The sequence below is a fragment of the Rhodovulum sp. MB263 genome, assembly GCF_002073975.1.
GTDB lineage: Bacteria > Pseudomonadota > Alphaproteobacteria > Rhodobacterales > Rhodobacteraceae > Rhodovulum.
This window is the reverse complement of the sequence record NZ_CP020384.1, coordinates 3,078,736-3,096,006: the sequence shown is the minus strand read 5'-3', so window position 1 is coordinate 3,096,006 and position 17,271 is coordinate 3,078,736. Positions and strand designations below refer to the sequence as shown.

General features: G+C 69.0%; 17 protein-coding genes. All 17 read left to right on the top strand.

Annotation, left to right across the window (positions count from 1 at the left end):
- The first annotated feature begins 7 nt into the window (after positions 1 to 7).
- The 17 genes from B5V46_RS14400 to B5V46_RS14320 all read left to right on the top strand — a co-directional run bounded on the left by B5V46_RS14400 (position 8) and on the right by B5V46_RS14320 (position 17,271).
- Entirely contained in the window at positions 8 to 1,333 is a 1,326-nt protein-coding gene (locus B5V46_RS14400; RefSeq protein ID WP_080617243.1) for a sensor histidine kinase, read from the top strand.
- Positions 1,330 to 2,322, top strand: coding sequence for a HupU protein (locus B5V46_RS14395; RefSeq protein WP_080617242.1), 993 nt, complete (start codon positions 1,330 to 1,332; stop codon positions 2,320 to 2,322). Before B5V46_RS14400 ends, B5V46_RS14395 begins: the two co-directional genes overlap by 4 nt.
- Positions 2,319 to 3,743, top strand: a complete 1,425-nt coding sequence (locus B5V46_RS14390; RefSeq protein WP_080617241.1) for a nickel-dependent hydrogenase large subunit — start codon at positions 2,319 to 2,321, stop codon at positions 3,741 to 3,743. Before B5V46_RS14395 ends, B5V46_RS14390 begins: the two co-directional genes overlap by 4 nt.
- A 1-nt stretch (position 3,744) precedes the next feature.
- A complete protein-coding gene (gene hypF, locus B5V46_RS14385) occupies positions 3,745 to 5,991 on the top strand; it encodes a carbamoyltransferase HypF (protein WP_231119132.1) in 2,247 nt (748 codons plus the stop codon).
- Between the two features lie 215 nt (positions 5,992 to 6,206).
- Entirely contained in the window at positions 6,207 to 7,301 is a 1,095-nt protein-coding gene (locus B5V46_RS14380) for a hydrogenase small subunit (RefSeq protein WP_080617240.1), read from the top strand.
- Between the two features lie 3 nt (positions 7,302 to 7,304).
- On the top strand, positions 7,305 to 9,095 hold the full coding sequence (locus B5V46_RS14375; RefSeq protein WP_080617239.1) for a nickel-dependent hydrogenase large subunit: 1,791 nt from the start codon (positions 7,305 to 7,307) through the stop codon (positions 9,093 to 9,095).
- Between the two features lie 14 nt (positions 9,096 to 9,109).
- A complete protein-coding gene (locus B5V46_RS14370) occupies positions 9,110 to 9,691 on the top strand; it encodes a HupE/UreJ family protein (protein WP_080617238.1) in 582 nt (193 codons plus the stop codon).
- A gap of 10 nt (positions 9,692 to 9,701) precedes the next feature.
- Complete coding sequence (gene cybH / locus B5V46_RS14365) at positions 9,702 to 10,496, top strand: Ni/Fe-hydrogenase, b-type cytochrome subunit (RefSeq protein WP_080617237.1); 795 nt, start codon at positions 9,702 to 9,704, stop codon at positions 10,494 to 10,496.
- 212 nt (positions 10,497 to 10,708) lie between these two features.
- Entirely contained in the window at positions 10,709 to 11,347 is a 639-nt protein-coding gene (locus tag B5V46_RS14360) for a HyaD/HybD family hydrogenase maturation endopeptidase (protein WP_080617236.1), read from the top strand.
- Positions 11,347 to 11,658 carry a HypC/HybG/HupF family hydrogenase formation chaperone gene (locus B5V46_RS14355; RefSeq protein ID WP_080617235.1) on the top strand — a complete coding sequence of 104 codons (312 nt, stop codon included), beginning with the start codon at positions 11,347 to 11,349 and terminating at the stop codon, positions 11,656 to 11,658. The genes B5V46_RS14360 and B5V46_RS14355 overlap by 1 nt, the downstream gene beginning before the upstream one ends.
- Positions 11,659 to 11,663: 5 nt before the next feature.
- A complete protein-coding gene (locus tag B5V46_RS14350) occupies positions 11,664 to 12,041 on the top strand; it encodes a hydrogenase accessory protein (RefSeq protein ID WP_080618074.1) in 378 nt (125 codons plus the stop codon).
- Between the two features lie 10 nt (positions 12,042 to 12,051).
- A complete protein-coding gene (locus B5V46_RS14345; RefSeq protein WP_080617234.1) occupies positions 12,052 to 12,879 on the top strand; it encodes a hydrogenase expression/formation protein in 828 nt (275 codons plus the stop codon).
- 68 nt (positions 12,880 to 12,947) lie between these two features.
- Positions 12,948 to 13,685 (top strand): [NiFe]-hydrogenase assembly chaperone HybE, encoded by a 738-nt coding sequence (gene hybE, locus B5V46_RS14340; RefSeq protein WP_080618073.1) that lies wholly within the window; start codon positions 12,948 to 12,950, stop codon positions 13,683 to 13,685.
- Positions 13,686 to 13,729: 44 nt separating this feature from the next.
- The gene (locus tag B5V46_RS14335; RefSeq protein WP_231119131.1) at positions 13,730 to 14,572 is read left to right on the top strand and encodes a hypothetical protein; all 843 of its coding nucleotides are present in this window, start codon (positions 13,730 to 13,732) and stop codon (positions 14,570 to 14,572) included.
- Positions 14,565 to 14,906, top strand: a complete 342-nt coding sequence (gene hypA, locus B5V46_RS14330; RefSeq protein WP_080617232.1) for a hydrogenase maturation nickel metallochaperone HypA — start codon at positions 14,565 to 14,567, stop codon at positions 14,904 to 14,906. Before B5V46_RS14335 ends, hypA begins: the two co-directional genes overlap by 8 nt.
- Positions 14,906 to 15,787 carry a hydrogenase nickel incorporation protein HypB gene (hypB, locus tag B5V46_RS14325; RefSeq protein ID WP_080617231.1) on the top strand — a complete coding sequence of 294 codons (882 nt, stop codon included), beginning with the start codon at positions 14,906 to 14,908 and terminating at the stop codon, positions 15,785 to 15,787. The genes hypA and hypB overlap by 1 nt, the downstream gene beginning before the upstream one ends.
- Positions 15,787 to 17,271, top strand: coding sequence for a sigma-54 dependent transcriptional regulator (locus tag B5V46_RS14320; RefSeq protein ID WP_155774067.1), 1,485 nt, complete (start codon positions 15,787 to 15,789; stop codon positions 17,269 to 17,271). The genes hypB and B5V46_RS14320 overlap by 1 nt, the downstream gene beginning before the upstream one ends.

Sequence of the window (17,271 nt, the reverse complement as noted above, 5' to 3'; positions counted from 1 at the left end):
AGGACAGATGGCGCGGGACATCACCAGGGGCCTCGTCTCCGGCGAGGGCGAATTCTCGGATGCGGTCTGGGCCGATGTGCTGTCGGCGGTCGACCGGACCTATGTCGATCTCGTCGATTATCAGGAACAGCTCGAGGCCAAGAATGCCGAGCTCGAGACGATGCGCTCGTTTCTCGGCTCGATCCTCGCCTCGGTTTCGGATGTGCTGATCGTGGTGGCCCGTGGCGGCCGGGTCGAGGATGTATCGGTCTCGACTGCGCTTCGCACCGGGGCCCCGCGCGAGGCGTTTGCCGGACGCCAGGTCACCGAGCTGTTTTCCGAAGCCGATCGCCCAGCGCTCGAGGCGGCGATGGCGCGGGCCGGGCAGGGCCGCTGTCCGGTGATGATCGAGGCCGGGCTGATCGCGGCCGATGGCGCGACGCCGCTCGAACTGTCGCTGTCGCCCCGGATGGACGAGCGCGGCCGGGTCACCGGCCATGTACTGACCGGCCGCCCGCTGGGCGAGCTGCGTCAGGCCTATGCCGAGCTGGCCGCCAGCCATGACGAGCTGAAGGCGGCGCAGGCGCTTCTGGTGCGCAACGAAAAGCTGGCCTCGCTGGGGCGGCTGCTGGCGGGCGTCGCGCATGAGCTGAACAACCCGATCAGCTTCGTCTATGCCAATGCCCATGCGCTGGAACGCTATGCCGGCAAGTTCGAGACCTATTTCGAGCAGGTGCAGGCGGGCGCGGACCGTGCCGAACTGGTGCGGCTGCGCGAGGAGCTGCGTCTGGACCGCGAGATCCGCAATCTGCGCGATGCGGTCGCGGGCGCGCGGGACGGGGCCGAGCGGGTGCGCGACATCGTCGAGGATCTGCGCCGGCTCTCTTCCGAGGGCTCCGGCGAGCGGGTGGCCTTCGATCTGGTCGAAACCGCGCGGGTCGCGGCAAGCTGGGTGATGCGCGGCTCGCGGGGCGATGTCGAGATCGCCTTTGAGGGCGCGGACAGGGTGATGGCGCTGGGGCGGCCCGGCCATGTCCAGCAGGTGGTGATGAACCTGGTGCAGAACGCGCGGGACGCCGCCGGGCCGGGCGGCCGGATGGAGCTCTGGTTCGGTGCCGAGGCCGAGGCGGCGGTCATGAAGGTCAGCGATGACGGGCCCGGCGTGCCCGATGCGGTCAGAACGCTGATCTTCGATCCGTTCTTCACGACCAAAGAGGTCGGGCAGGGAACCGGGCTCGGCCTTGCGATCAGCGCCAAGATCGCGGCCGAGCATGGTGGCCAGCTCCGGCTGTGCGCGGCCGAGAGAGGGGCCTGCTTCCGGCTCGACCTGCCGCTGGCCGGAGAGGGGGCATGAACGTGCTCTGGCTTCAGGCCGCCGGTTGCGGCGGTTGCACCATGTCGCTGCTCTGTGCCGAGGCGCCGACGCTGTTCGAGCTTTTCGAGGGCGCGGGTATCCGGTTCCTGTGGCACCCGTCGCTGTCCGAGGCGACCGGCGCCGAGGCGCGCGGGCTGCTCGAGGCTGCCGCCGCCGGGGATGTCCCGCTCGATGTGCTCTGCGTCGAGGGCGCCATCGCCCGCGGGCCCAAGGGGACCGGGCGGTTCCAGATGCTGTCGGGGACGGGGCGCTCGATGCTCGACTGGGTCGGGCGGCTGGTGCCGCAGGCGCGGCACGTGGTGGCGGTGGGGTCCTGCGCGGCCTTCGGCGGCGTCACCAGCGCGGGCGGGAACCCTTCGGATGCGGCCGGGCTGCAATATGAGGGCACCCATCCGGGCGGTATCCTTCCGGCCGGGTTCCGCGACCCGACCGGACTGCCGGTGATCAACGTGGCGGGCTGCCCGACGCATCCCGACTGGGTCACCGAAACGCTGATGCTGCTCGCCGCGGGCGCGATGGGGCCCGACGATCTCGACGCGCTGGCCCGGCCGCGCTTCTATGCCGAGCACCTGGTCCATCACGGCTGCCCGAAGAACGAGTTCTACGAATACAAGGCCTCGGCCACCGCGCTTTGCGAAATGGGCTGCATGATGGAACATCTGGGCTGCGTCGGCACCCAGGCGGTGGGCGATTGCAACATCCGCCCCTGGAACGGGCAGGGAAGCTGCACCCGTGCGGGCTATCCCTGCATCTCCTGCACCGCGCCCGAATTCGAGGAACCGCGCCACGCCTTCACCGAGACCCCCAAGGTCGCGGGGATCCCGGTCGGTTTGCCTGCCGACATGCCCAAGGCCTGGTTCATGGCGCTGGCCTCGCTGTCGAAGGCCGCGACGCCCGAGCGGCTGGCGAAGAATGCCACCGCTGACCGGATCGAGGTGCTGCCGCGCCCGGGCAAGCCGCGCGGATGACCGGAACGCGCCTGATCGTCGGCCCCTTCAACCGTGTCGAGGGCGATCTCGAGGTTCATCTCGACATCGCCGAAGGACGGGTTCGCAGCGCCCGGGTCAATGCCCCGCTCTATCGCGGTTTCGAGCGGATGATGACCGGCCGTCCAGCCTCGGACGCGCTGACCATCACGCCCCGGATCTGCGGCATCTGTTCGATCAGCCAGTCGGCGGCGGCGGCGCGGGCGCTGGCCGATGCGGGCGGACATGAGCCCGCGCCCGCAGGCGCGGCGATGGCCGCTCTGATCCACGCGATCGAGAATGTCTCGGACCATCTGGTCCATTTCAACCTGTTCTTCATGCCCGATTTCGCCCGCCCCGCCTATGCCGGGCGGTCCTGGCATGCGCGCGCCGTCGCGCGCTTCACCGCCGAACGCGGCTCGGCGGCGCGGGCGGCCATCGCGGCGCGGGCCGAGCTCATGCATGTTCTCGGGCTGATGGCAGGGAAATGGCCGCATACTCTAGCGATCCAGCCCGGCGGCGTCACCCGCGCCCCGGGGCCGCGCGACAAGGTGCGGATCGTGGCGAGCCTCGCCGCCTTTCGCCGCTATCTCGAGGCAGAGCTGTTCGGGGCCCCGCTCGAGGATTTCGTGGCGCTGGGCGCGCGTGAGGGTCTGATGGGCTGGGACCGGGGCGATGCGGGCCTGTTTCTGGAAATTGCCGCCGATCTCGATCTCGACGCGCTGGGCCGGGGCTCGGGGCGCTATCTCAGCTTCGGGGCCTATCCGCTGGCCGGGGGGCATGGCTTTGCACCGGGGCTCTGGAAGGACGGGCCCCTGCCGCTCGATCTGAGGGGGATGACCGAGGATCTCTCTCATGCCTGGATGCTGGGCGAGGCCGTGCATCCATCCGAGGGGCAGACCCTGCCCGACGAAGAGATGCGCGAGGCTGCCTATAGCTGGTGCAAGGCACCGCGCCTCGACGGGCTGGGCTACGAGACCGGCGCGCTCGCGCGGCAGGTGGTCGCCGGGCATCCGCTGGCGGTGGCGCTGGCAGGGGGCGGGGTGATGGCCCGCGTCATCGGGCGGCTGCTCGATCTTGCGCGCACGCAGATTTTCATGGAGGAACTCGCGCGCAAGATCGATCCTGCGGCGACGTTCATGACCCCTGCGCCCCGGCTCCGCGAGGGCTCGGGGGTCGGGCTGGTCGAGGCGGCGCGCGGCGCGCTGGGCCATTGGCTGCGGGTCGAGAACGGCCGGATCGCCTCTTATCAGATCGTGGCGCCCACGACCTGGAATTTCAGCCCGCGCGATGCCTCGGGCACGCCCGGCCCGCTGGAAGCCGCGCTTGAGGGGGTGCCGGTCGCGGAGGGCGAGACGACGCCGCTTGCCGTCCAGCATGTGGTACGCAGCTTCGATCCCTGCATGGTCTGCACGGTGCATTGAGATGGTGCCGGGCCGCGAGATCCGGGTGCGCGGCCAGGTGCAGGGCGTTGGCTTCCGGCCCTTCGTCTGGCAACTGGCGCAGGAATTCGGCCTGGTGGGCGAGGTCTTCAACGATGCCGAGGGAGTGCTGATCCGCGCGGCTGGGGGCGATCTCGTGGGCTTTCAGGCCGCGTTATCCGCCCGGGCGCCGGGCCTGTCGCGGATCGACGCGATCGAGGCGCGGGATCGCTGCTTTGATGCCCTCCCCGACGGCTTTGCCATCGCCGCCAGCCGGGGCGGGGGCGCCCAGACCCGCGTCACCCCCGATGCCGCCACCTGCCCGGACTGTCTGGCCGAGATCGCGGGCGGTGGCCGCAGGCAGGGCTATGCCTTCACCAACTGCACCCGTTGCGGGCCGCGTTTCACCATCCTGCGCGGGCTGCCCTACGACCGGGCGCAGACCACAATGGCGGCCTTCCCGATCTGCGCGTCCTGCCGCGCCGAATACGACGACCCGGCCGACCGCCGCTTTCATGCCCAGCCCATCGCCTGCCCCGATTGCGGCCCCCGGCTCTGGCTGGAACGGACGGCAGGCGTGGTTGTCGCGGGCGATCCTGTGGCTCTGGCGGCGGACCTGTTGCGGCAGGGGGGCATCCTTGCGGTGAAGGGGCTCGGCGGCTTTCATCTGGCCTGCGATGCGGGCAACCCGGCGACGCTCGACCGGCTGCGCCGCGCCAAGCGCCGTCCGGCCAAGCCCTTCGCGCTGATGCTGCGCGAGGCCGATCTGGCGGCAGTCTGCAGCCCGTCGGCCGCCGATCTGGCGCGGCTGCGCGATCCGGCCGCCCCCATCGTTCTTGTGCCCGGCATCAGCACCGGCACCGGCGCCCTGCCCGGGGCGGTCGCGCCGGGAATGTCGCGGTTGGGCGTGATGCTGCCCTATACGCCGCTGCACCACCTGCTGCTTGCGGCCGTGGCGCGGCCTCTGGTGATGACCTCGGGCAATCTGTCGGGGGCGCCGCAGGCGGTGGACAATGACGAGGCCCGCGCGATGCTGGGCGGCCTTGCCGATGCCGTGCTGCTGCATGACCGCGAGATCGCCCGCAGGCTCGATGACAGCGTCGAGCGGGCCGAGCCGCCGATGGTCCTGCGCCGGGCGCGGGGGCGGGTGCCCGGAACCATGCCGCTGCCCGAGGGGTTCGAGCATGCGCCGCAGGTGCTGGCGCTGGGCGGGCAGATGAAATCGGCGATCTGCCTCGTGAAGGGTGGGCAGGCGCTGCTGTCGCATCATCTGGGCGATCTCGACGCGGCGGACAGCTGGGACGCCTTCACGCGTGCCATCGCCGATTACCGCGCGCTGTTCGATCACCGTCCGGCGCTGGTCGCCTGCGATGCCCATCCGGGCTATCGCACGACGCAGCATGCCCGGAGCCTTGGCCTGCCTGTCATCGAGGTCCAGCATCACCACGCCCATCTGGCGGCCTGCCTGGCCGAGAATGGCTGGCCGCGCGCGGGCGGGCCGGTGGCTGGCATCGTGCTGGACGGCACCGGTTACGGCCCCGACGGGACGGTCTGGGGCGGAGAGCTCCTGCTGGGGGAGTATCGCGGCGTCGAGCGGGTCGGGCATCTGGCACCGGTGCCGCTGGTCGGGGGCGATGCCGCCGCGCGAGAGCCATGGCGCAATCTGCTGGTCCGGCTCGATGCGGCGGGGCTGGCCGGACACGCCGACCGGTGGCTCGCCGACCGGCCGCGTGCCGCGCTGCGGGCGGCGGCGCGGGCGGGGCTGAACGCGCCCTTGTCCTCCTCGGCCGGCCGGCTCTTCGATGCGGTCGCCGCGGCGCTCGGGCTTTGCAGCGGGCGGCAAAGCTATGAGGGCGAGGCCGCGATGCGGCTGGAGGCCCTGGCTGAGGGCTGTCCGGCGGACCGGCCCTACCGCTTTGCCGGCCTCGATCCGGCTCCGGCGATCCGGGCCATGACAGGCGATATCGAGGCCGGACTGGCCCATTGTCTCATTTCGGCCCGGTTCCATGCCGGGCTTGCGCGCGCCTTCGCCGATCCTGCCCGCGCCCTGGTCGAGACCGGCCGCGCAAGGGCGGTTGCCCTGTCGGGAGGCTGTTTCCAGAACGCGCGGCTTCTGGCCGAGATGCTTGCGGCCTTGCAGGGGGTCAAGGTGCTGATCCATCGGGAAACTCCGGCGAATGACGGCGGGTTGGCGCTGGGGCAGGCCGTTATTGCCGCAGCCGGCGAATTGCCGCAGGTGGAAGATTTTTGACCGGAATTCTGAAAAATCGAAAAGAAACTATTCGCTAAATCCTCGGCAGAGGATAGGGCTAAGCTTATTAAGTAGCTGAAATAAAAAGAAATTATCTCGATTTTAAGGATGCTGAGGAAAACCTTGCTCCGATAGGCGGAGATTTGCTCGCATGCACTGGCATACTGAGCCGCCGCTTCCGCCGGCGCCCGGGGTCATGGGATGGGAGGACCGACTTGGCTGAAATCGAAACCTTCTACGAGGTCATGCGTCGCCAGGGGATCACCCGGCGCAGCTTCATGAAATACTGTTCGCTGACAGCGGCGGCGCTTGGCCTCGGGCCCGCCTTCGTGCCGAAGATCGCCCATGCGATGGAAACCAAGCCGAGAACGCCCGTGATCTGGGTCCATGGCCTGGAATGCACCTGCTGCTCGGAAAGCTTCATCCGCTCGGCCCATCCGCTGGCCAAGGATGTCGTGCTGTCGATGATCTCGCTCGATTATGACGACACGCTGATGGCGGCGGCGGGCCATGCGGCCGAGGCTGCGCTGGAAGACACGATCGAGAAATACAAGGGCAACTACATCCTCGCGGTCGAGGGGAACCCGCCGCTGAACGAAGACGGGATGTATTGCATCATCGGCGGCAAGCCCTTCGTCGAGCAGCTGCGCCACGCGGCCGAACATGCCAAGGCGATCATCTCCTGGGGGGCCTGTGCCTCCTATGGCTGCGTGCAGGCGGCGGCGCCGAACCCGACCCGCGCGACCCCGGTGCACAAGGTCATCACCGACAAGCCGATCATCAAGGTGCCGGGCTGCCCGCCCATCGCCGAGGTCATGACCGGCGTCATCACCTACATGCTGACCTTCGACCGCATGCCCGATCTCGACCGCCAGGGGCGGCCGAAGATGTTCTATTCCCAGCGCATCCACGACAAGTGCTACCGTCGCCCGCATTTCGACGCGGGCCAGTTCGTCGAGACCTGGGACGACGAATATGCGCGCAAGGGCTATTGCCTCTACAAGATGGGCTGCAAGGGCCCGACCACCTACAATGCCTGCTCCACCGTGCGCTGGAACGAGGGTGTGAGCTTCCCGATCCAGTCGGGCCATGGCTGCATCGGGTGTTCCGAGGACGGGTTCTGGGACCAGGGCTCATTCTACGACCGGCTCACCACGATCAAGCAGTTCGGGATCGAGGCCACGGCCGACCAGATCGGCTTTGCCGCAGCCGGCGCGGTCGGCGCGGGCATCGCCGCCCATATCGCCGCCTCGGCCCTGAAGCGGGCCCAGAAGAAGTCCCAGGACAGTACCCAGAAAGAAGAGGTGTAAGCCATGGTCGCCACTCCGAACGGCTTCGACCTCGACACGACCGGCCGCCGCATCGTCGTCGACCCGGTGACCCGGATCGAGGGCCACATGCGCTGCGAGGTGAATGTGGATGACGAGGGCATCATCCGCAACGCGGTCTCGACCGGGACCATGTGGCGCGGGCTCGAGGTGATCCTCAAGGGCCGCGATCCGCGCGATGCCTGGGCCTTCACCGAGCGCATCTGCGGCGTCTGCACCGGGACGCATGCGCTGACCAGCGTCCGCGCGGTCGAGGACGCGCTGGGGATCTCGATCCCGCAGAATGCCAACTCGATCCGCAACATCATGCAGCTGAACCTGCAGATCCACGACCATATCGTCCATTTCTACCACCTGCATGCGCTGGACTGGGTGAACCCCGTGAACGCATTGCGGGCCGACCCGAAGGCCACATCCGAGCTGCAGCAGGCGGTCTCGCCCAGCCACCCGCTGTCTTCCCCGGGCTATTTCCGCGACGTGCAGAACCGGCTGAAGAAATTCGTCGAAAGCGGGCAGCTGGGGCTGTTCAAGAACGGCTATTGGGACAATCCGGCCTATCTGCTGCCGCCCGAGGCCGATCTGATGGCCACCACCCATTACCTCGAGGCGCTGGACCTGCAGAAGGAGGTGGTGAAGATCCACACCATCTTCGGCGGCAAGAACCCGCATCCGAACTGGCTGGTCGGCGGCGTGCCCTGTCCGATCAATATCGACGGCACCGGCGCGGTCGGCGCGATCAACATGGAGCGGCTGAACATGGTCAGCTCCATCATCGACCAGTGCATGACCTTCTTGAAGAACGTCTATATCCCGGATGTCGTCGCCATCGGCGGTTTCTACAAGAACTGGCTCTATGGCGGCGGGCTGTCGCGGCAGGCGGTGCTGGCCTATGGCGACATTCCCGAGAACCCCAACGATTTCTCGGCCGAGCAGCTGCACCTGCCGCGCGGGGCCATCGTCAACGGCAACATGAACGAGGTGCTCGATGTCGATCCGCGCGACCCCGAGCAGGTGCAGGAATTCGTCGACCATTCCTGGTATACCTACGGCACCCCCGGCAAGGGCCTGCATCCCTGGGATGGCGTGACCGAGCCGAAATTCGAGCTTGGGCCCAATGCCAAGGGGACCAGGACCAATATCCAGGAGCTCGACGAGGCCGCCAAGTACTCCTGGATCAAGGCGCCGCGCTGGAAGGGCCATGCGATGGAGGTGGGGCCGCTGGCGCGCTATGTCGTCGGCTATGCCCAGGGCCATGAGGAAATCAAGGGCCAGGTCGACGGGCTTCTGCGCACGATGGATCTGCCGGTCGATGCGCTGTTCTCGACGCTGGGGCGCACCGCGGCCCGCGCGCTCGAGGCAGATTATTGCGCGCGGCTGCAGAAGCATTTCTTCGACAAGCTGATCACGACCTGCCGCAACGGCGATACCGCGACCGCCAATGTCGAGAAATGGGAGCCGAAGACCTGGCCGAAGGAGGCCAAGGGCGTCGGCATGACCGAGGCGCCGCGCGGCGCGCTGGGCCACTGGATCAAGATCAAGGACGGGCGGATCGAGAATTATCAATGCGTCGTGCCCACCACCTGGAACGGCAGCCCGCGCGACACCGCCGGCAATATCGGCGCCTTCGAGGCCGCGCTGATGAACACCAGGATGGAGCGTCCGGACGAGCCGGTCGAGATTCTGCGCACGCTGCACAGCTTCGATCCGTGCCTGGCCTGCTCGACCCATGTGATGGCGCCGGACGGGCAGGAACTGACCCGGGTCAAGGTTCGCTGAGGGAGGAGACGAAGATGAGGAAATATCTGCTTGCCGGGGCCCTGGCCGCCCTGGCCGGGCCCGCGCTGGCCCATACCGGGCAGGGGGCCGCCTCGGGGCTGATGCACGGGATGCTGCATCCCGTGACCGGGGCCGACCATCTGCTGGCGATGCTGGCGGTGGGGCTCTGGTCCGGCCTTGCGCTGCGACGTCGGGTCTGGGCCGGGGCGGCTGCCTTCATGGGGGCGATGATCGCGGGGGCCGCCCTGTCCTGGGCGGGGATGCCGCTGCCGGGTGTCGAGGGCATGATCGCGGCCTCGGTCGCGGTGTTCGGCCTGCTCGCGCTTCTTGCCCGTCAGGACCAGCCGCGCTGGCTCACGGGTGGCGCCCTTGCGGCGATCGCGCTTTTCGGCATCTGCCACGGCCATGCCCATGCCTCCGAGGCGAGCGGGGCGGCGCTGGCCTATCTGGCTGGTTTCCTGCTGTCGACCGCGGCCCTGCACCTGATTGGCATCGCGCTTGCCCGCGGCCTGTCCGATCTGCGTGCGGCCCGGATGCTGCGCGGTGCGGCGGGCGGCACGCTGGTCGCCTCGGGCGCCTGGCTTCTGGCAGGGTGAGGGACCGGCCATGAGCACCAAGGACAGGACCGACATTCCGATCCATATCCCGAACCCCGAGGCGCCGACCCCGCTGGAGGCCGCGCGGCTGACAGGCGGCGCCCGTCCCGAGGATATCGAGAGCCTGCAACTGCGCACCGCCATCTATGTCTACGAGATGCCGGTCAGGATCTGGCACTGGGTCAACGCGCTGGCGATCACCGTTCTGATCGTGACGGGCTACCTGATCGGCTCGCCGCCGCCGACGATGGAGATTTCCGAGGCCACGAACCAGTTCGTCTTCGGCTATATCCGCTTTGCCCATTTCGCCGCCGGCATGATCCTGACGGTCGCCTTCCTGGGCCGGATCTACTTCGCCTTCGTCGGCAACCGGCATGCGCGCCAGCTGTTCTACATCCCGGTCTGGCGCAAGCGCTGGTGGAAGGAGATGATCTTCGAGGCGCGCTGGTATGCCTTTCTCGAGAAAGAGCCGAAGAAGTATATCGGCCACAACCCGCTGGCCCATTTCGCGATGTTCACCTTCATCACGCTGGGCATGACCTTCATGATCGTCACCGGCTTCGCGCTGTATGCCGAAGGGGCGGGGCAGGGCTCGTTCTTCGACGGCATGTTCGGCTGGGTGCTGGGGCTGGTCGGGAACTCCCAGCGGCTGCACACGCTGCACCATCTGGGCATGTGGGCGATCACGCTCTTCGCGATCTTCCACATCTATGCGGCGATCCGCGAAGATATCATGTCGCGTCAGTCGATGATCACCACCATGATTTCCGGCTGGCGGACCTTCAAGGACAACCGGGTGGAGTGAGGGGCCGCAAGATCCCGGGGCTGCGGGCGCTGCTGCGCCCGCGGCTTCGGGGAAAGGACGGGCGGGTGCGCCAGGTGGCAGGGCCCTGTCCCGCGACGGACCGGAGAGGCACGGACCCGTCAGGGCCTTTCCGCCGCATTTGAGAAACCTGTTTTCGCCGGAGCCGGGGCGCAGAACCGCCCCGCTGCCGGCGCCGGCCGAAGGAGGACCCAATGCCAGCCGCGACTGACCGCCTCACGCTGATCCTCGGGATCGGAAATGTCCTCTGGGCGGATGAGGGCTTCGGACCCCGCTGCCTCGAGGCGCTGGCCGAGAGCCATGCCTTCGAGGCCGGGGTGCGGCTGCTCGATGGCGGCACCCAGGGGCTTTATCTGCTGCCCTTCCTCGAGGAGGCCGAGGATCTCCTGATCTTCGATGCGGTCGATTACGGATTGCTGCCGGGCACGCTCAAGGTCGTCCGTGATGCCGATGTGCCTGCCTTCATGGGCGCCAAGAAGATGAGCCTGCACCAGACCGGCTTTCAGGATGTGCTGGCCACGGCTGCGCTGGTCGGCTGCCTGCCGTCGCGGATGACCCTGATCGGGTGCCAGCCCGCCGAGCTGGAGGATTACGGCGGCGGACTGACCCCGACGGTCGCCGCGCGTCTGCCCGAGGCCCTTTCCGAGGCGCTGGCCGAGCTGGCCCGCTGGGGTGTCGCGGCACGGCCGGGCCGCACCGCCTCGGCCGATCTGGCCGATCCCTCGATCCGGCGCGATGCCTATGAGGCCGGTCGCCCTGCGGCCGAGCTTGCCTGCCGCTCGGGTGACGAGCGCTTCTTTCCGGGTGCGGACGACACGGGGCGGGCCGGCTGATGTGCGTGGGCGAGCCGATGCGGCTGAGCGCGGTCGAGGGCATTTTCGGGCGGACCGAGGACGGGACGCTGATCGATGTGTCGCTGACCCCTGAAATCCGGCCCGGCGACTGGGTGCTGACCTTTCTCGGCGCCGCGCGCGAGCGGCTCGATCCCGACGAGGCGCGGAAGATCCTTGCCGCGCTCGAAGGGCTGCGCGCGGTGATGGCGGGCGGTTCGGCGGGCGATGCCTTTGCCGATCTCGAGACCCGCGAGCCGACCCTTCCCTCCCATCTGCAGGCCGCGCTGGCGGCAGGCGCTGCCCAGGGATGACCGTCATGACCCACCCGCTGATCGCCCGTCTCGAAACCGACCTCGGCTGGCCGCGGCTGTCCTCGATGGCCGAGCTCGAGGCCTTCACCGGCGCGCCGGGCGCCCATTGCCTGTTCGTGCCGGGCGATCCGGTGCGTAATCTCGAGACCGCCGATGCGGCCGTGATCCTGCCCGAGCTGCGACAGGCCTTTCAGGACGCCTTCGACTGCGCCATCGTCGATGATGCGATCGAGGCGGGGCTGCGCGAGGCGACCCGGGCGCTGAAGACGCCGGGGTTCGTCTTCTACCGCGAGGGGCGGCTGCTGGGCGATATCCAGAAGATCCGCGACTGGGACGATTACCTGACCCGCACCGCGCATATCCTGTCGCTGACCGAGGCCTGAGGAGGACCGCATGGTTTCGAATTTCCACCTGCCCCCGACCGGCTTCGGCCCGGGTTCGCAACCCGCCGACGACGACCTGGGCTACATGCAGATGCCTTCTGGCATGCGGACCTATGCCCCGCATCTGCCCGAGATCTCCGATGCCGATGCGGCGGGCCCCGCGCTGGCCCTGCTTGCGCAGCTCGCCGTCGCCTGCGACCGCGCCGCCGCGACGGGCGAGGGCGAAGCGTTCGAGCTGACCGGCCTGCCGCCGGAGGCCCGTCGCCTGCTGACCGAGACGCTGGGCCAGGGCGAGGTCTCGGTTCGCATTGGCGGCATCTCCCCGGTCGCGGCGCAGGAAAGCGTCTTTGCCGGGGTCTGGCGGGTGATGGGCGCGGGCGTCGACCGGATCGAGGTCGGTGCGGTGCCCGCCTGTGCCCGCCTCATTGCCGCGCCCGAAGCCGCGGCGCTGGGGCAGAACGCGCCGAAGGGGCCCGATGTCGTCAATGCCCCGGCGCTTCTGGTCGAGCTTCTCGATCACGCGCAGGCCTGGCGCAAGGGCGCGTCGCCGCATGTGGTCAATCTCACGCTGCTGCCGCATACCGAGGGCGATCTGCTCTGGCTCGACGCGGCGCTGGGCACGGGGGCGGTCACGATCCTGTCGCGCGGCTATGGCAATTGCCGGGTCTCGGCCACCGCCACGCCGAATGTCTGGCGGGTGCAGTTCTTCAACTCGATGGACAGCCTGATCCTCGACACCTTCGAGGTGACCGACATGCCCGAGGTGGTGCTGGCGGCCTCCGAGGATCTGACGGACAGTGCCGCGCGCCTCCGCGAAGTGCTGGAGGCGATCCGGTGAGCGCGGGTTTCGGAGGTTTCGAGGGCAGCTATGGCGGCCGTGCCGACCGGATCAGCCCGGCCGCGGTGATGGAATGCAAGATCTGCTGGACGGTCTACGACCCGGCCTTGGGTGACGAGTTCCGCCAGATCCTGCCCGGGACCCCCTTTGCCGCGCTGCCCGGGGACTGGACCTGCCCGACCTGCGACGCGCCGGCGGCGCAGTTCATGGTCCGGGACGATCCCGGCGCCGCGGATCGGGCCGCCTGGCTGGCCGGGCGCGTCGCCGCGCTCGAGGCCGAGTTCCGCGAGATCTGGCATGGCAAGATGCGCGACGTGCCGCTGGTCAACGGCTCGCTGCATGTCGAGGCGGTCGGGTTCGCGCTTTACAGGGGGCGCCCGCTGGGGGTGCTGGTGGCGCCCTGGTTCATGAACCTGTTCCTCCTGCCCGCCGAGGGCGAGGACTGGTCTGAGCTGACGCCCGGGGCAAAGGAGGTGCTGGACTTCCCCTCCGGCAGCTACGAATTCATTCATAATGTCCGGCCCATGGTGGGCGGCTACAAGGCCTGTTCTTTGTTCTCGCCGATGACGGATTTTGCCAGCCAGCTTCAGGCCGTCGATGTCGCCCGTGCGGTGACGGTCGAGCTGTTCAAGGCCGAGAACCGCGAGGAGACCGACCGTGCCGCCGATATCCGCAGCACCCGCGAGGCCGAGCTTGCGGCGGCCGAACCGGCCTGCGGGGACGCGGCTGCGGATGAGGCGCCCGTCGCGCCGACCCGTCGCGCGGTGATTTCGGGCGGGCTGGCCCCGGAAGCGCCGGGGGAGTGACGGCGGCGCTTCATATCGCCCTGGGGGCAGCCGGTCCCCGGATCGTGTCGCCGGCCCCGGTCCCGGTCGAGGCGTTGCTTCTGAACCGAAGGCCCGAGGAGGCCGCAGCGCTTTTGCCGCGCCTCTTCGGTCTCTGCCGCGCCGCGCAATCGCTCGGGGCGCGCGCGGCGCTGGGCTTGCCGGTCCGGCCCGGCGACCGGGCCGCGCTGGCCGACGAGATCCTGCGCGAGCATCTGATGCGCTTCTTCGTGTTCTGGCCGCGGCGCCTGGGGCTTCCGCCCGCGCCGCTGCCGGCACAGGGGCGGATGGCCGAGGCCGTCTTCGGCCCGGCCGGCGGCTGCCCCGGGCCCGGGGCGCTGAGCGACTGGCTTGCTTCGGGGCTGGGGGTGGCCCCGGTTCTGGCCGGGATCGCCGCGCGCTTCGGGCCGGGCGAGGCGGTGGCCGATCTGCCGGAGTCGACCGCAGAGAGCCTCGCGGGCGGCGCTGCGCAGGAAAATTCGCCCTGGCTGCGCCACCGCGACAATCCGCTTCTGGCCGGGATCGAGGCACGGCTCGGGCGCGGTCCGCTCTGGCGCGCGGCGGCGCGGCTCGTCGATCTCGAGGCCTGTCTGACCGGCGCTCTGGCGCCCGGGGCCGAACTTCGGCCCGGCGGTACGGTCCTGGTGCCGACGGCCCGGGGCCTCTGCGCGCTCTCGGCCAGGGTCTGCGAGGGGCGGGTCTCATCCTTCCGCCGCTGGACGCCGACCGATCATCTCTTGGCCCCGGGGGGCGTGCTCGAGCGGTCGCTGGCCAGCCTGCCGCGGGCGCGGGGCGCGCTGGCGCCGCTTGTCGTCGACATTCTCGATCCCTGCATGCCCGTTCAGTTCGAGGAAACCGCCGATGCATGAGATGTCGCTTTGCGAGGGTATTCGCGGGATCGTCGAGGATCAGGCCCGGGCGCATGGCTTTGCGACCGTTCGTGTACTCAGGCTGGAGATCGGACGCTTTGCCGGTGTCGAGAAACCGGCCCTGGAATTCGCCTTCGATGTGGTGATGCGGGGCAGCCCGGCCGAAGGCGCGCGGCTCGAGATGATCGACCTGCCGGGCCGGGCGATGTGTTACGATTGCGCGGTCGAGGTCGAGATCGACAACCGGCTCGACCCCTGTCCGCGCTGCGGCGGCGGCAAGCTGATGCCGGTCGCGGGCGACGAAATGCGGATCAAGGATATGGAGGTGGTGTGATGTGTACGGTTTGCGGCTGCGGCGACGCAACGGTGGAAGGGCAGGCAGAGGGGCATGCCCATACCCATGCCCATGGGCATGGGGGCCACCATCATCCCCACGATCACGCCCATGATCACCACCACCACCACTCTCACCACCATCATGGCGAGCATGGCGATTTGCATTACGGCGAGGGCGCGGCCGGGGTCTCGGTGCCGGGCCTGTCGCAATCCCGGCTGATCGAGATCGAGACGGACATCCTGTCCAAGAACGACGCCATCGCCAGCGGCAATCGCCGCGTGCTGAGGGCGCTGGGGGCGATTGCGATCAATATGGTCTCTTCGCCCGGCTCGGGCAAGACGACGCTTCTGTGCCGCACCATCGAGATGCTGGGCCAACGGCCGCTGGCGGTGATCGAAGGCGATCAGCAGACCTCGAACGATGCCGACCGCATCCGCGCCAGCGGTGCGCGGGCGATCCAGGTCAATACCGGCAAGGGCTGTCATCTCGATGCCCATATGGTCGGCCATGCGATGGACCATCTCGAGCTGGCCCGCGGCGCGCTGCTCTTCATCGAGAATGTGGGCAATCTGGTCTGTCCGGCGGGGTTCGATCTGGGCGAGGATGCCAAGGTGGCGATCCTCTCGGTCACGGAAGGCGAGGACAAGCCGCTGAAATACCCCGACATGTTCACGGTTGCCCGGCTTGCGATCCTGAACAAGACCGATCTGGCGCCGCATTGCGATGTCGATCTCGATCTCTACGAGGCCAATCTCAGGCGGGTCAATCCGGGCATCGATATCCTGCGGGTCTCGGCCCGCACCGGCGAGGGCATGCAGGCCTGGCTCGACTGGCTCGATGCGTTATGCACCGGAAAGGCGGCCGGGGCCGCGGTCTGATGGCGCCTGCCAGCCCCCGCCCGGCGGTGCTGCTCGTCGATGACGAGCCGCATTCGCTGGCGGCGATGCGGATGGCGCTGGAGGACGAGTTCGAGGTGCTGACCGCAGCCGATGCCGCGGAGGCGCTGGCGATCCTCGAGGATGAATGGGTGCAGGTGATCTTCTGCGACCAGCGCATGCCCGGCCGCAGCGGCGTCGAATTCCTGACCGAGGTGCGCGAGCGCTGGCCCGAGACGCTTCGGCTGATCGTGACCGGCTATACCGACAGCGCGGCGATGGTGGCGGCGATCAACGAGGCGGGCATCCACCAGATCCTGACCAAGCCCTGGCATCCCGACCAGCTTCTGATCGCGGCCCGGAACGCGGCGCGGCTGTTCCGGCTGTCGCGCGAGAACGCGCGGATGGCGCTCGAAATGCGGCTTCTGGCCACCACGGCCGAATCGCGCGTCGAGAAGCGGCGAAAGGCGCTGCGCGAGGGCATGGGCTTCGAGACCGTGCTGCGCGCGGCGAATTCGCCGATGGGCGCGGTGGTGCAGATGGCGGGCCGCTTTGCCGGCTTCGATCTGCCGGTGGTGCTGACGGGCGAGCCCGGCACCGGCAAGGCGCAGCTGGCGCGCGCCATGCATTATGCCTCGCTCCGCTCGGACAAGCCGTTCTACGATCTCAACCTCGCCGGTCTGCCCGAGGATCTTGCCGCGATCGAGCTGATGGGCGCGAAGCGCGGCGTGCTGGCGGGGGGCGTCGCCCGGATTGGGCTGATGCAGAAGGCCGATCGCGGCACGCTCTATCTCGGCGGGATCGAGACCGCGCCGCCAGGGCTGCAGCTGACGCTTTTGCGGGTCCTGACCGAGGGCGCCTTCACGCCGGTCGGCGGGCAGGAGACCGTCGCGACCAATCTCAGGCTCATCTGCGGTGCGGGCGCCGATCTGAAGGCGCTGGTGGCCGAGGGACGGTTCCGGGGCGATCTGTATTATGCGCTGGCGGCGGGCGAGATCGCGGTGCCGCCGCTCCGCGCCCGGCGCGGCGACATCGCGCTTCTGGCCCAGGCCAAGCTGGCCGAGCTGTCTCAGGCCCATGGCAAGCCGGTGCATGGGCTCGACGAGGCGGCGCTGGAATTCCTGGAAACCTACGACTGGCCCGGCAATCTGCGCGAGCTGAAGAACGAGGTCGCGCGGATGCTGGTGATGGCCCGCGACGGCGTGCTGGGCGCCGACCTGATCTCGCGCCACATCCTGCAGGCGCCGCCCGGGGAGGAGGGCGCCGACCGCTCGGCCGAGGCCGTGCTGAGCGCAGAGGGCACGTTGAAGGACCGGGTCGAACTGATGGAGATGCGGATATTGCGCGAGACGCTGACCCGCCATCGCTGGAACAAGAGCCGCGCGGCCGCCGAACTGGGCCTGTCGCGGGTGGGGTTGCGGGCCAAGCTCGAGCGCTACGGGATCGCCGGTCCCGCAGGCCGGGTCGCCCGGGAAGAGGAGAACTGA